This is a genomic window from Rubrivirga marina, assembly GCF_002283365.1.
Lineage (GTDB): Bacteria > Bacteroidota > Rhodothermia > Rhodothermales > Rubricoccaceae > Rubrivirga > Rubrivirga marina.
Genome location: NZ_MQWD01000001.1, coordinates 1,825,660 through 1,839,939 on the forward strand (window position 1 = coordinate 1,825,660; position 14,280 = coordinate 1,839,939).

The 14,280-nt window shown below is 74.5% G+C and carries 9 protein-coding genes; 5 read left to right on the plus strand and 4 right to left on the minus strand.

All coding sequences use genetic code 11. The features are described from left to right. Positions 1-99: 99 nt before the first annotated feature. The 3 genes from BSZ37_RS07560 (at position 100) to BSZ37_RS07570 (ending at position 6,963) form a co-directional block, all read left to right on the plus strand. On the plus strand, positions 100-2,706 hold the full coding sequence (locus tag BSZ37_RS07560; protein WP_095509967.1) for an ABC transporter permease: 2,607 nt from the start codon (positions 100-102) through the stop codon (positions 2,704-2,706). Between the two features lie 128 nt (positions 2,707-2,834). After that, positions 2,835-5,804 (plus strand): PQQ-dependent sugar dehydrogenase, encoded by a 2,970-nt coding sequence (locus BSZ37_RS07565; RefSeq protein WP_095509968.1) that lies wholly within the window; start codon positions 2,835-2,837, stop codon positions 5,802-5,804. A 304-nt stretch (positions 5,805-6,108) separates the two neighbouring features. After that, positions 6,109-6,963: an NAD(P)-dependent oxidoreductase gene (locus BSZ37_RS07570; protein ID WP_095509969.1), complete on the plus strand. Its 855-nt coding sequence runs from the start codon at positions 6,109-6,111 to the stop codon at positions 6,961-6,963. Positions 6,964-6,991: 28 nt separating this feature from the next. Here the strand turns inward: BSZ37_RS07570 and BSZ37_RS07575 are convergent, their stop codons facing one another. The 4 genes from BSZ37_RS07575 to BSZ37_RS07590 all read right to left on the minus strand — a co-directional run bounded on the left by BSZ37_RS07575 (position 6,992) and on the right by BSZ37_RS07590 (position 11,493). Continuing rightward, complete coding sequence (locus tag BSZ37_RS07575) at positions 6,992-7,618, minus strand: DUF6624 domain-containing protein (RefSeq protein WP_095509970.1); 627 nt, start codon at positions 7,616-7,618, stop codon at positions 6,992-6,994. 48 nt (positions 7,619-7,666) lie between these two features. Next, a complete protein-coding gene (locus tag BSZ37_RS07580; protein WP_095509971.1) occupies positions 7,667-9,193 on the minus strand; it encodes a carboxypeptidase M32 in 1,527 nt (508 codons plus the stop codon). A gap of 96 nt (positions 9,194-9,289) precedes the next feature. Then, positions 9,290-10,762, minus strand: coding sequence for an ABC transporter permease/substrate-binding protein (locus BSZ37_RS07585; RefSeq protein ID WP_179299787.1), 1,473 nt, complete (start codon positions 10,760-10,762; stop codon positions 9,290-9,292). Continuing rightward, positions 10,762-11,493 carry an ATP-binding cassette domain-containing protein gene (locus BSZ37_RS07590; protein WP_095509973.1) on the minus strand — a complete coding sequence of 244 codons (732 nt, stop codon included), beginning with the start codon at positions 11,491-11,493 and terminating at the stop codon, positions 10,762-10,764. Before BSZ37_RS07590 ends, BSZ37_RS07585 begins: the two co-directional genes overlap by 1 nt. A gap of 97 nt (positions 11,494-11,590) precedes the next feature. Between BSZ37_RS07590 and BSZ37_RS07595 the strand changes: the two genes are divergently transcribed. Together BSZ37_RS07595 and BSZ37_RS07600 are read left to right on the plus strand one after the other, a co-directional pair. Then, positions 11,591-12,613, plus strand: a complete 1,023-nt coding sequence (locus BSZ37_RS07595) for an Atu2307/SP_0267 family LLM class monooxygenase (RefSeq protein ID WP_095509974.1) — start codon at positions 11,591-11,593, stop codon at positions 12,611-12,613. Between the two features lie 73 nt (positions 12,614-12,686). After that, entirely contained in the window at positions 12,687-14,243 is a 1,557-nt protein-coding gene (locus BSZ37_RS07600; protein WP_095509975.1) for a M20/M25/M40 family metallo-hydrolase, read from the plus strand. Positions 14,244-14,280 lie beyond the last annotated feature (37 nt).

Below are 14,280 nucleotides of genomic sequence, written 5' to 3' on the forward strand. Positions count from 1 at the left end.
CGGACCGTCGGCTTCGCCACGAGAGCCGCCGAGGCGGGCAGGGTCAGGAGAACCCGTGCCGCCAGCGGTGGCGTACCCCGCGGCCCCGGCCGTCCCCCCATGCCCCTCGCCCGCTCGAGCCGACGCTACCTGCTCCGGCACCCGCTGCTGACGGCGCTGTCCGTCCTCGGCGTGGCGCTCGGTGTGGCCGTGAGCGTGGCCGTCGACCTCGCCAACACGAGCGCGCTGCGAGCCTTCGAGCTGTCGGGCGAGGCCGTGACCGGGACGGCGACGCACCAGGTCGTCGGCGGGCCGGGCGGCGTGGACGGGGCGCTCGTGGCGCGGCTCGTGACCGAGGCCGGCGTGGCGCAGGTCGCGCCGGTCGTCGAGGGCGCCGCGCGCGTGGCCCGCCAGCCAGAGCGTGTCGTGTCGGTGCTGGGCGTCGACCCGTTCGCCGAGGCCGCGTTCCGGCCGTTCGTCGGCGGGCCGGGCAGCGGCCTCGACGCCGGCACGTTCCTGACCGTCCCCGGCGCCGTGCTCCTCTCCGAGGCGACGGCCGCCGAGCTCGGCGTCGCCGTCGGCGACACGCTGGGGCTCGCCGTCGACGGCCGCCCCGAGGTCGCCCACGTCGTCGGCCTCCTCCAGCCCGACGACGACCGCTCCGAGAGCGCGCTCCAGAACCTCCTTGTCGCCGACGTCGCGACGGCGCAGGAGTGGTTCGGGATGACGACGCGTGCAGAGGCCCCGTCAGGGTCCGCGCTGGACGCCGACCCTCGAGCTCCGAACGCGGGCACGCTCACCCGCATCGACCTGATCCTCCCGGCCGACGACCCCGCCCGCCTCGACGCCGAGGTGGACCGGGTCGCGGCGCTCCTGCCGGAGGGGACCGAGGTCCGCCCGGCGTCGACGCAGGCCGACGCCCTCGCGACGATGACGGCCGCGTTCCGCCTCAACCTGACCGCGCTGTCGCTGCTGGCGCTCGTCGTCGGCGTCTTCCTGATCTACAACACGGTCACGTTCGCCGTGGTGCAGCGGCGGCGCGTGCTCGGGACGTACCGCGCGCTCGGCGTCACGCGGGCCGAGGTGTTCCGCGCCATCCTCGGCGAGGCGCTCGTGATCGGCGCCGTGGGGACCGCGATCGGGCTCGCCCTCGGCGTGCTGCTCGGGACCGGCCTCGTCCGGCTCGTGACGCAGACGATCGGCGACCTGTACTTCGTGGTCCGCGTGCGGGAGCTGGCGCTGTCGCCCGTCGCGCTCCTGAAGGGCGTCGCGCTCGGGCTGGGGGCGACGGTGGTGGGCGCGCTCCGGCCCGGGTGGGAGGCCGCCTCGACCGCGCCCGCCTCGGCGCTGCGGCGGTCGACCCAGGAAGATCGGTTCGCCGAGGGCGCCGGACGGCTCGCGGTGTGGGGTCTCGGCGTGCTCGCGCTCGGGGGTCTGGTGCTCCTGGTCCCGGCCGGCGTGCCCGGCGCGTACGCCGGGATGCTCGGGATCCTGGCCGGGACCGCGCTCCTCGTCCCCTACCTCACGCGGGCCTGGGCCGCGCTCGCCCGGCCGGTCCTCGGGGCGCTGCTGGGGCCCGTCGGGCGGATGGCCGCGCGCGGCGTCTCGGCGTCCCTCAGTCGGACCTCCGTGGCCGTCGCCGCGCTCGCCGTGGCGGTCGCCGCGACGGTCGGCGTGGCGACGATGGTCTCGTCGTTCCGCACGACCGTGGCCGACTGGCTCGGGGCCGTCCTCCAGTCCGACGTCTACGTCCAGCCGCCGGCGACCGTCTTCCGCCGCGGCGGCGCCGTCCTCGACGACTCGCTCGCCCAAGCCCTCGCCGCGCTCCCCGGCGTCGCCCGCGCCGACGCCATCCGCGTGCGGACGATCGAGGACGACAGCGGCCCCTTCGACCTCGTCGTGGCGCGGCTCGATGAGGTCCGCGCCGGCGTAAACCGCTACAAGGAGGGCTCGGCCGAGGCCGTTGCCCAGAGCGCCGCCGCGGGAGCGGTCGCCGTCAGCGAGCCGTTCGCGTTCCGCTTCGGCGTCGGCGTCGGCGACACGCTCCGCCTCCCGACCGATCGGGGGACGCGGACCTACCCGATCGCCGGCGTCTACTACGACTACGGCAACGACCTCGGCGTCGTGCTCATGGACGAGCGGCCGTTCCTCGCCGCCTTCCGCGACCCCGGCTACACCGGCATCGCCCTTACCGCCGCGTCCGGCGTCGACCCCCCCGACCTCGTCCAGCGCGCCCGGCGGCTCGCCGAGGCCTCCGCCCAGGACGTCACGGTCCGCTCCAACCGGGACCTCCGGGAGGCGAGCCTCGAGATCTTCGATCAGACGTTCGTCGTGACGAGCGTGCTCCGGCTTCTGGCCGTCGCCGTCGCGTTCGTCGGCGTCCTGTCGGCGCTGATGGCGCTCCAGCTCGAGCGGCGTCGCGAGCTGGCGATGCTCCGAGCGCAGGGCATGACGCCGGGCGAGGTCCGCAAGATGGTGTTCGCCGAGACCGGGCTGATGGGGCTCTGGGCCGGGCTGCTGGCGGTCCCGCTGGGGCTGGCGCTGGCGGCCGTCCTCGTGTTCGTCGTCAACGTCCGGTCGTTCGGGTGGACGCTGGCGTTCACGGTCTCATCGGGCGTGCTGGTCCAGGCCGTGGCGCTGGCGGTCGGTGCGGCGCTCCTGGCCGGCGTGTACCCCGCGTGGCGGATGGCGCGGACGAGCCCGGCGCTCGCGATGCGGGAGGCGTAGCCCCGCCCGCCTCGGCGCCGAGGTGGGGGAGGCGGGTGCGAGAAGGGGCCATTTGCGCGGTGAGAAGAGACGCCGGATTGCCCCGGCTCGGGGCTCTGCCGAGGGGTCAATGTGGATATGATCCCCACATGACCCGATCGATCGGTTTCTTCGCCGCCCTCTGGTTGGCCGTCGCAGCGGCCCACGCGCAGGGGTTCTACCTCGAGCCGCTCACGGAGGACGGCGCGTTCCTCTTCCCGACCGACGTCGCCGTCCGCCCCGACGGCGGCTACTACGTGGTCGACAAGCGCGGTTACGTGTTCGGCGTCGAGCCCGACGGGACGGTCCGCAGTGAGGTCGTCCTCGACCTGCACACGGAGGTCGTCTCGAGCGGCGACCGGGGGCTTCTCGGGATCGCGCTCCATCCCGACTTCCCGGAGCGGCCCGACGTCTACCTCTACTACACGGCGTACGACCGGACGACGCTCGATCGCGAGACGCCGTTCGGGGTCGGGCGCGTGACGCGCTACACGATGGCGGGGCCGGGACTCTGGCAGGCCGACTCCGCGAGTCGGACGATCCTCCTCGGTGAGAGCTACGACGACGGGGTCCCGGTCTGCCTCCCGTTCCACGCGGGCGGGACGATTCTCTTCGCGCCCGACCGCTCGCTCGTCCTCAGCTTCGGCGACGCGGGCCACGCCGCCTATGCCGACGTCGGCGGCAACGAGCCCGACTGCTTCGCCGAGGGCCGGGCGGACCCGGCCGTCGACGTCGGGGCCTTCCGGTCCCAGATGCTCTCGAGCCCGAACGGGAAGATCGTCCGGATCGACCCCGAGACCGGCCTCGGCCTGCCCGACAACCCGTTCTACACGGGCGACCCGGCAGACTGGGCCTCGCGGGTGTGGGCGCTCGGGCTCCGCAACCCGTTCCGGTTCGCCATCGACCCCGAGGCGGACGGCCTCCGCCTGGTCATCGGCGACGTGGGGTGGGGGACGTGGGAGGAAGTCGACGTTTCGGAGGGGGGCGAGAACTACGGGTGGCCGTGCTACGAAGGGGCGGCCCTGGTCCCTGCCTTCGCCGCCACCGCGCCCGCCGGCTTCGACTGCGAGGGGCCGTGGACGGGCGCGTTCACGCTCCCGGCGGCCGTCTGGAACCACTACTACCCAGAGCGCTCGGCGCCCCCCGGCGTCACGGCCAACTCCATCACGGGCGGCGCGTTCTACACCGGGGCGGCCTACCCAGAGGCGTACCGCGGCGCCTTCGTCTTCGCCGACTTCGCCATCGGCTGGCTGTCGGCAGGCCGGTTCGCCGAGGGCCAGCTCGAGGGGGCCGAGCGGATCATCGAGGGCGCGGCGGGGATCGTCGACGTCGAAATGGATCCGGCCCAGGACGCGCTGGTCCTCGCCGACCTCTACAACGGCCGGCTCCTGCACCTCCGCCACGCCGGCGGCGGCCCGACGGCCCCGGTCGCCCGCGCGACGGCCGACGCCCGGACGGGCGCGGCGCCCTTCGCCGTCCAGTTCCGCGGCGCCGACTCGCTCGATCCGGAGGGCGGGGCGCTGAGCTATGGCTGGAGCTTCGGCGATGGCGCTGTCTCGAGCGACCCCGACCCCGTGCACGTCTACGAGGAGCCCGGTGCCTACGTGGCCACGCTGACCGTGACGTCCGAGGCGGGCCGCGAGTCGCAGGCCACAGTGCCGGTCCGTGTGGGCCGCGCGGCGCCGACGCTCACGGTCGTCGAGCCCTCCGCGCGCGTCGTGTACGGCAACGAGCTCGTCCCGCTGCACGCCGAGGTGACGGACCCCTATGAGCCCGCCGAGGCGCTCGAGGTCGAGTGGGAGGTCCGGCTGGTCCACAACGTCCACGAGCACCCAGGCTTCTTCCGGGCCGAGGGCGCACGGGCCTCGTTCGTCGCGCTCCCGCACGGGGAAGATGGGGAGGTCGCGTTCTATGAGGCGACGGCCCGCGTGACCGATGGCGAGGGGATTCGGGTGTCGACGTCGGTCGCGCTTCTGCTGGCGGCGCCCGGGGCCGTCCTCGCTGCGACCACGCCGATCTGGACCGACGGGGTCGCCCGGTTTGGCCGGCGGCTCCGCGTGCGGAGCGTTCTCCTCCCCGGCCTCGACGCCATCCCGGAGGGAGTCACGGTCGAGGTCTTGATCGACGGCGTGTGGCAGCCGGTCGTCTACCCCCGCGTGCTCATGGAGCCGGGCGGCGTCCGCGTCGTGTTCGTGGCCGTCGAGGCCGACGGGCTCCGGGTGACGAACGGCCTCGTCGAGCCGCAGGTCCGCGTGGACCTCGGGACCACCGCCGGCTCCCCCGAAGGCACGGTCGCGGGCCGGATCGGCGACGGCCCCGAGTTCGACCCCGCGACGTCGAGAGACGGCGCGCTCGTGCTCTATGGACCGGCCTCGCTCGGCGACGTCGACGCGGCCCCGTTCGTCTACGGCCCGCTGGCGGAGGGCGGCGCCGTCTCGGCCACGGTCGACGGCACCATCGACGCGACGGCGGGCGTGATGGTCCGCACGTCGCTCGACCCCGCCGCGCCGGCCGCCGCGCTCCTCGTGGCCCCCGACGGTCAGGTCACGCTCCGCGTGCGCACCGAGGCCGGCATTCGCCTCGACTCCCTCGGCAGGGCGGAGCTCCCGACGCGGCTGCAGCTCTACGCCGGGCCGGTCGGCCTTCAGGCCGCCGTCGCGAAGGAGGACGCGTGGACGGTGCGGGCCACGGTCGCCGGGTGGCCCCGGACGGGCCAGCTCGCCGGCCTCGTGCTCGGGTCGGGCGGGTTCGCCTGGACGCGCGACCTCCGCCTCGACACCGAAGACGAAGTCCGCGGGATGACGCCGCCGGGGACGCTCGGCATCGCCTCCATCGCTCCGAACCCGACCTCGGGTACGACCACCGTCGTCGTCGAGACGGGGCGCGAGGGGCGCCACACGGTAGACGTGTTCGACGTGCTCGGCCGCCTCGTCTCCACGCGCGAGCTCACGGCCGACCGGCCGGGGCTGCTTCCCGTCCGGCTGGACCTCTCGGGCCAGGGGCCGGGCGTGTATGCCGTGCGCGTCCGGCACCCGGACAGCGGGACCGCCGTCACGCAGACGCTGACGGTGGCCCGCTAGCCCAGTCCACCGGAAACCGGTCCGCCGGAGGGGCTTCGAAGGGGCATGCCCCCCGGTGCCCTCTCGCCGTTCGACGCCGCCGTGGCTCGCTGGGTCGGCCTTGGGCCGGCCCCGCGCGCGGCGTTGCGCTCCGCGTTGCGCTCCGCGTTCGAGCGGCGCAGCGCCGTATCACCTGGCCAGCTACCTGGGCGTGACCGACGTCCACCTCTCAAGGATCCGCCGCCGGGCCGCCGTTTCTGAATCAAGGTTCAGGCGCGAGCGCCGGCCTCCTCCCGACCCTCGGGTCTCACTCACGACCCCTCCCATGCAGATCGCCTTTCTCGGCCTCGGCGCCATGGGCGCCCGGATGGCCGCCCACCTCCTCGACGACCACGACCTCACCGTCTGGAACCGATCCGACGGCCCGGCCGACGCCTTCCGCGAGCGCGCCGCCGTCGCCGCGACGCCCCGCGAGGCGGCCGAGGCGGCCGACCTCGTGATCGCGATGGTCACTGACGACCGGGCGAGCCGCGACGTCTGGACCGGCCCCGACGGGGCGCTCGCCGGAATGAAGAGCGGCGCCGTGGCGGCCGAGATGAGCACGGTGTCGCCGGGCTGGGTCCGCGAGTGGGCCGGCCTCGTGACCGAGGCGGGCGGGCGGCCGCTCGACGCGCCGGTCTCGGGGTCCCGCCCGCAGGCCGAGGGCGCCACGCTCGTCGTCCTCGTCGGCGGCGCCGCCGACGCGCTGGAGACGGCGCGGCCGGCGTTCGAGGCGATGGGCAAGAGCGTCCAGCACGTCGGGGGGACCGGGACCGGCGCGCTCGTCAAGCTGGCCGTCAACGCACTGATGGGCGTCGGCGTGGCGGCGGCGGCCGAGCTGCTCGCCGTCCTCCGGCGCTCGGGGGTCGACGAGGCCACCGCCGCCGAGGTCCTCGGCGCGACGCCCGCCGCCGCGCCCGTCGTGGCGACGGCGATGCGGCTGATGGCGGACGGCCGGCACGACCCGCTCTTCCCGGTCGACCTCCTCGACAAGGACCTCCGCTACGCGCTCCACGTCGCCGCCGAGGCCGAGTCGGCTGCCCCGCTGGTATCGGCCGCGCGCGCCCAGTTCGAGCGGGCCGCCGAGGCCGGTCTCGGCGGGAAGAACATGACGGCCGTCGCGATGCTCTACGACGACTGACCCCGCCTCGGCGCCGAGGCGGACGGGGCTACTGCTCGGGCGGGTACGGCACGCCGATCCGCCGTGCGTACTCGCGGATCGGGTCGAGCCCGACCGCCGCGCGCCGCGCGTCCACTGCGGCCGGGTCTTCGATCGGGTAGAACGCCCGCTGGCCGGTGTCGGGGTCGGTCCGCTGCTCGGAGCCGTAGCGCTGCGGGAGGCCCTGGCGCACGAGGATCCGGTCGGTGAGGTAGGCCAGCCAGACGGGCTCGGCCTCGCCGGCCTCGACGGCGTCGGCGATCGTGGGTTCGTAGCGCAACTGGACGTCGAGCGGCGCGTGCTGGACGACGAGCCACGCGGCCCCGGCCGCCCACGTCCCGACCTCGCTCGCGAGCGGCCACCCGCGCTCGTCGACGAGCGCCTCCAGCCGGATCAGATTGACGGAGTCGGCCGCCTGGACCTCGCGGGCGAGCGGGCGGTAGAGCGAGTCGGGCGGCGCGCGGTCGTACCGCTCCAGGAGATCGACGAGGCGGGTCCGGGGGGCCTGGTCGGCCTCGCGGAGGTCGAGGAGCGCGGCCCGGTAGGCGGCGGCCTCGGGCGTCGCCGGGGCGAAGGCCGACGAGCCCCCGCACGCGGCGAGCCCGAGCGAGAGGGTGAGGAGGACGAACGGGCGCATCGGCGGACGGGGTGGACCCGTCAAAGGTCGCGCGTGCCGCCTCTCCGGTCACGCGCCTACCCCGTAGAGGCGCTGGACCTTCTCCCGTGCGTAGGTCAGCCACGGCCCGGCGTCGAGGTCGCTTCCGGTCGCGTCACGGAGGATCTGCCCGGCGGTCTTCGCGCGGCCCCAGCGGTGGACGTGCTCGCGGAGCCACCCGAGGAGCGGATCGAACTCGCCTCGCTCCATCTGTGCGTCGAGGCCGCCGAGGTCGGCGTCGGCGGCCGTCCAGAGTTGGGCGCTCATGAGCGTGCCGAGCGTGTAGGTCGGGAAGTAGCCGACGGCGCCGAGCGACCAGTGGATGTCCTGGAGGCACCCGTCGGCGTCGGTCGGTGGGGCGATCCCGAAGGACTCGGTCATCCGCTCGTTCCAGGCGCCGGGAAGGTCGCTCACGGCGAGGTCGCCCGAGAGCATCGCCCGCTCCAATTCGAACCGGAGGAGCACGTGGAGGTGGTACGTCAGCTCGTCGGCCTCGACGCGGATGAGCGACGGCTCGACGCGGTTGACGGCGCGGACGAAGGCGTCGCGCGGCACGTCCTGGAGATGCGGGAATCGAGCCTCCAGCATGGGATAGGCCCACGTCCAGAACGGCGCGCTCCGGGCGACGAGGTTCTCGTACAGCCGCGACTGGCTCTCGTGGACGCCGAGCGACGCGCCGTCCGCCAGCGGCGTGCCGGCCAACTCCGGCGCGAAGCCCTGCTCGTAGATCCCGTGCCCGGCCTCGTGGATCGTGCTGAAGAACGCCGTCGGGAAGAAATCGGGGTCGACGCGCGTGGTGATCCGGACGTCGGTGGCGCCGAAGGCGGTCGTGAACGGGTGGGCCGAGCGGTCCTGGCGGCCGTGGTCGAGGCTGTAGCCGAGCTGTTGGGCCACGTCGAGCCCGAAGGCCCACTGGGCGTCGGCGTCGAACGGCTGGCGGAGACACGCGTCGTCGGGTGGCTCGGTCCCGGCGACGGCGGCCACGAGCGGCACGAGGCCCTCGCGGAGCTCGGCGAACACAGCGGCCACTCCCGAGGCGGAGGCCCCGGGCTCGAAGGCGTCGAGCAGCGCGTCGTAGCGAGCGTCAGCACCGGACGGCGCGTAGCCCGGCCCCCGCTCCTCGGCCACGAGCGGGCGGACGAGGTCGGCCTCCTCCCGCGCCAACGCCAGGATCCGCTCGAGGTGCGGCGCGAAGAGTTCGAAGGAATCGGCCTCGCGGGCCGCCTTCCACGCCCCCTTCGCCCGGGCCGACGCCTCGGCCTTCTCCGACACGAGCCGCGACGGCAGGAGCGTCGCCCGCCGCCAGTCGCGCGCCGTCACGCGCAGGAGCGCCGCGTCGAGGTCGCTCTCGGCCGTGCCCGCCTCGATCCACTCGCCGACCCGCTCGTCGACGAACCGCTCGTGGGCGAACCGCCGGAGCGTGGCGACCTGCCGGCCCCGGGCCTCGGCGCCTCCCGGGGGCATGTACGTCTCCTGGTCCCACTCGAGGACGGCGGCGGCGTGGGCGAGGTCGGCCACCTCGGCGAGGCGCTGGAGGAGGGCGTCAGGGACGGGCATGGGGGAAGGGGGAGGGGGCGATCTGGAATGGTCCCGCCGACGGATTGAGTTCCCTTCCGTCGCCTCTCGCTGTCATCGCCCGGGAGCGGGCGCGCCCTAGAGCCGGAGGCCCCTCGGAATCAGGACCCGGCCGAGGAGCGAGAATAGGCCTTGGGCGAGGAGCGCGAGGACGGCGGCCGGGACGGCCCCTTCCAGAATCAGCCCGAGGTCGTCGAGGCGGATGCCCGTGAGGATCGGCTGGCCGTAGCCGCCGGCGCCGACGAGCGCGCCCAGCGTCGCCGTCCCGATGTTGATGACGGCGCTCGTCTGGATGCCGGCTAGGATCGACGGGGCCGCGAGCGGAAGTTCGATCCTCCACAGGCGCACCGAGGCGGGCAGGCCCAGCGCCGCCGCGCTCTCCTGCAGACCGGGCGCGATCCCCGTGAGCCCCGCGTGCGTGTTGCGGACGATGGGGAGGAGGCTGTACAGGAACAGCGCCGCGAGGGCCGGCGCCGCACCGATGCCCACGAGCGGGAGCATGAACACGAGGAGCGCCAGCGACGGGATCGTGTACGCCACGCCGACGGCCCCGAGCACGGGCGCCTCCAGCCCCCGCACCTTCGCCGCCGCGATGCCCAGCGGGACGGCGACAAGGATCGCCGCCAGCAGGGAGAGGCCGACGAGCGCGAGGTGCTCCTTCGTCCGCCGCCAGACGCGCTCGGCCCGGCCGGCCACCTCCACCTCGGCGTCGAGGCCGACGGACCCGCGGAGGAAGTCGGCGGCGACGACGGCCTCCGGCTGGCCGTCGAGCTTGACGCGGGCGTTGAGCGCGGCCATCGAGTCGGCGGAGAGGGTGCCGGCCAGACGCTGCCAGGCGGCGACGGCGTCGGGCGCGCGGTCCTCGAGATCGGCGCGGTAGAGGAGGACGGCGTCGTAGCGTGGGAAGAATGCGCGGTCGTCGTCCAGGACGCGGAGGCCGTAGTACGGGATCTCGGCGTCGGTCGAGTAGAGGTCGACGGCGTCGAGGTCGCCGGCCGCGAGGGCGCGGTAGGCGAGGTCGTGGTCGAGCCCGCGGACGTCGCGCTGGGGGAGGCCGTAGGCGTCGCGGAGGCCGGGCCAGCCGTCGGCGCGGTCGAGGAACTCGTTCGAGAAGCCCAGCCGGAGGTCGGGGTGCGTGCGGAGGTCGGAGACCGCCTCGATGCCGAGCGCCTCGGCCCGGTCCTCAGCCATCCCGATCGCGTACGTGTTGTTGAATCCGAGCGGCGGCGTCATCCGGATCCCCTCGCGGGCGAGCGCCTCCGCCAGCGCGTCGTCGGTCGCCACGTCCTCCCCCGAGAAGATCTCCTGGGCGAGCGTACCGGTGTACTCGGGGTAGGCGTCGAGGTCGCCGCGGAGCAGCGCGCTCCACAGCACGCGCGTTCCGCCGACCTCCCGTCGGTGCGTCGCCTCGACGCCCGCGCCCCGCGCCGCCTGTGCCGCGACCTCGCCCAGCACGACGCCCTCGGTGAACGTCTTTGACCCGACGACGACCTCGGTGTCCTGGGCCCCCGCGACGCCGGTGATCAGCAGAGAGAGAAGGACGGCCCGGATCACGGCAGCGCGTACCGCTGGGCCTCGACGAACGCCTCCACGAACGGCGTCGCGGGCGCGTCTGCGATCTCGGACAGCGTCCCGCGCTGGACGATCCGCCCGCCGTCCATGACCCCCACGCGGTCGGCGAGGACGGCGGCCTCGCGGAGGTCGTGGGTGACCAAAAGAACCGTCGCGCCGAGGTCGGTGATGAGGCGCCGGAGGTCGGATTGGAGCGCCTCGCGGGTGACGGGGTCGAGCGCGCCAAGCGGCTCGTCGAGCAAGAGCAGGTCGGGCCCGAGGACGAGCGCGCGGAGGAGCGCGACCCGCTGGCGCTGGCCGCCCGAGAGCTCGGCGGGGAAGCGGTCGAGGAGGGCCCGGTCGAGACGGACGAGCTCGGCGAGCTCCTCCAGCCGGCCGCCGAGGCGGGCGGCGTCCCAGCCGAGGTGGCGCGGGACGAGCGCGGCGTTCTCGCGGCCCGTGAGGTGCGGGAACAGGCCGCCGCCCTGGATCACGTAGCCCGCCCGCCGACGGACCGCCCCGACCGTCGCCGCCGTCACTTCGGTCCCGTCGACCGTGACGGTCCCGGCGTCGGGGACGATGAGGCGCAGCACCGACCGCACCAGCGTCGACTTCCCGCCGCCGCTCGTGCCAAGGAGGGCGACCGTCTCGCCCCGCGCCACGTCGAGGTCGGTGGGGTGGAGCGCGACGGCGGCCCCGTACCGTTTGGCGACGCCGCGGAGCCGGATCACGAGGGGAGAGGGGGACGAGAGAGCGAAGGTACGCGGGCCGTCGCGGGGACCCGACGGCCGCGTCGGACGTTTGCCTGTCGGAACAACCAATTGCACGATGGAGCTCGGCCTCTTCTCTTTTGCGGAGGTGCCGCCCGACGGCACCGACACGACCCGCCTCCGCGACCTCCTCGAGGAGATCGCCCTCGCCGATCAGGTCGGCCTCGACGTGTTCGGGGTCGGGGAGCACCACCGGAAGGACTACGCGGCGTCGGCCCCGGCCGTGGTCCTCGCCGCCGCCGCGGCCCGCACGGAGCGGATACGCCTGACGAGCGCCGTGACGGTCCTCTCGTCCGACGACCCGGTCCGCGTGTTCCAGGACTTCGCGACGCTCGACCAGCTCTCGAACGGGCGCGCCGAGATCCTCGTCGGCCGCGGGTCCTTTACCGAGTCGTTCCCGCTCTTCGGCTACGACCTCCGCGACTACGACACCCTCTTCTCCGAGAAGCTCGACCTGCTCCTCAAGCTCCGCGAGTCGGAGCGCGTGACGTGGAAGGGCCGGCTCCGCGCGCCGCTGAACGACCAGGCCGTGTACCCGCGGCCGGTCCAGACCCCGCTGCCCGTGTGGATCGCCGTCGGCGGCACGCCCGCCTCGGTGGCGCGCGCGGGGCGGCTGGGGCTGAACCTCGCCATCGCCATCATCGGCGGGCAGCCGGCCCGGTTCCGCCAACTCGTCGACCTCTACCGCCAGTCGGCCGCCGAGGCGGGGCACGACGCGGACGCGCTGAAGGTGTCGATCAACGGCCACGGCTTCATCGGCGAGACGGCCGGCGAGGCGGCCGAGGTCGCGCTCGGCCCGTTCACGGAGCGGATGGCCCAGATCGGCCGCGAGCGCGGGTGGCCCCCGCCGTCGGCCGCGCAGATGGCGGCGGAGCTCCGCCTCGAAGGCGCGCTCGTGCTGGGGAGCCCGCAGGAGGTGATCGACAAGATCCTGTACCAGCACGAGATCTTCGGACACGACCGGCACCTGCTCCAGCTGACGGTCGGCCCGCTGCACCACAAGGACGTGCTGCGGGCGATCGAGCGGTTCGGGACCGAGGTGGCCCCGGTCGTTCGGAAGGAGGTCGGGGTCCCGGCGTAGCGGACGAGGGCGGTCGGTCGGAACGCTCCGCTAGATTCGGGGCCGACCTGCCGTCCTCCCCGACCGACTCGCCATGCTCCGTCTCGCTTCTTCGGCCGTCCTCGCGCTCGTCCTCCTGACGGCTGCGCCCGCCTCGGCGCAGCACTTCCCCACCGACGACCCGGTGATCCGCGAGATCTGGACGGAGGGGATGGAGCGCTCGCAGACCGAGGCTCTCGCTCACCACCTCGTCGACGTGATCGGGCCGCGGCTGGCCGGCTCGCCCGGGCTGGTGCAGGCGCAGGACTGGCTCGTCGAGACCTACGAGGCGTGGGGCGTCCCGGTCCGGAAGGAAGAGTACGGGACGTGGAACGCGTGGCAGCCCGGCGCCCTCCACGTCGAGATGATCGCGCCCCGCGTGCAGCCGCTCGTGGCCGAGCTCCTGGCGTGGAGCCCGGGGACCGACGGCCCGGTCGAGGGCCCGGTGGTGATGCCGCCCGCGGACCTCACTGAGGAGACGGTGGAGGCGTGGCTCGCGACGGTCGAGGGCGCGTTCGTGCTCCTCGACGCGCCGGAGCCGATGTGCCGGGCCCCCCAGGAGCTCGAGGCGAACGCCCGCCCCGAGACGGTCGCTCGCCTCGACTCGCTCCGCGACGCCGCCCGGGCCGACTGGGCCGGGCGATACGCCGCGCTCGGCGGGGCCCAGGAGCGGACCCAGGCGCTCGAAGACGCGGGCATCGCCGGCACGCTGAGCTCGCGCTGGTCGGGCGGATGGGGCGCCAACAAGGTGTTCAGCACGGACAACCAGCGCGCCGTGGGCCTCGACGTGTCGTGCGAGGACTACGGGCTGCTCGCCCGGCTCGCGTCCTCGGGCCACGCCCCGCACCTCCGCGTCGACGCCGAGGCCGAGGACCTGGGCGTCGTCCCCCAGTTCAACGTGATCGCCGAGGTGCGCGGGACCGAGCTCCCCGACGAGTACGTGCTCCTCAGCGCGCACCTCGACTCGTGGCACGCCGCGACGGGCGCGACCGACAACGGGACCGGCACCATCACCATGCTCGAGGCCATGCGCATCCTCCGGGAGACGTACCCCGCCCCGCGGCGGACCATCCTCGTCGGCCACTGGGGCGCCGAGGAGATGGGGCTGATCGGGTCCGGCGCGTTCCGGGAGGACCACCCGGAGGTCGTGGCGGGGCTCCAGGTCGGGTTCAACCAGGACAACGGGACGTGGCGGTTCGAGCGGATCGAGGGCCAGGGGTTCCTCGACACGGCGAAGCACCTCCCGGCGTGGATGGCCGCCGTCCCGACCGAGATCCAGGCCCAGGTGACCGTCGAGGTGCCGGGCGAGCAGAACAACCGGGGCAGCGACCACACGTCGTTCGTGTGCACCGGGGCGCCCGTCCTCCGCCTCCAGTCGCCGTACGACGAGTACCGCCAGTACACCTGGCACACGAACCTCGACACCTACGACAAGATCGTGTTCGACGACCTGAAGCAGAACGCGACGCTCGCGGCCATGCTGGTGTACCAGGCGTCCGAGGACCCCGAGCGGATGACGCGCGAGATGGCCCTCCTCCCGGACGACCCGCGGACCGGCGAGCCGCGGACGTCCGGCCCCTGCGTTCCGCCCCGCCGCGAGCCGCGCGACTAGGGCGGGGAGACGCGGTGAGGACGGCGCCGCGCCGCGC

Bases quoted from the DNA above. Each gene is read 5' to 3' on its own strand.
- BSZ37_RS07560 (WP_095509967.1), top strand. From the start codon at position 100: ATGCCCCTCGCCCGCTCGAGCCGACGCTACCTGCTCCGGCACCCGCTG.
- BSZ37_RS07565 (WP_095509968.1), top strand. From the start codon at position 2,835: ATGACCCGATCGATCGGTTTCTTCGCCGCCCTCTGGTTGGCCGTCGCA.
- BSZ37_RS07570 (WP_095509969.1), top strand. From the start codon at position 6,109: ATGCAGATCGCCTTTCTCGGCCTCGGCGCCATGGGCGCCCGGATGGCC.
- BSZ37_RS07575 (WP_095509970.1), bottom strand. From the start codon at position 7,618: ATGCGCCCGTTCGTCCTCCTCACCCTCTCGCTCGGGCTCGCCGCGTGC.
- BSZ37_RS07580 (WP_095509971.1), bottom strand. From the start codon at position 9,193: ATGCCCGTCCCTGACGCCCTCCTCCAGCGCCTCGCCGAGGTGGCCGAC.
- BSZ37_RS07595 (WP_095509974.1), top strand. From the start codon at position 11,591: ATGGAGCTCGGCCTCTTCTCTTTTGCGGAGGTGCCGCCCGACGGCACC.
- BSZ37_RS07600 (WP_095509975.1), top strand. From the start codon at position 12,687: ATGCTCCGTCTCGCTTCTTCGGCCGTCCTCGCGCTCGTCCTCCTGACG.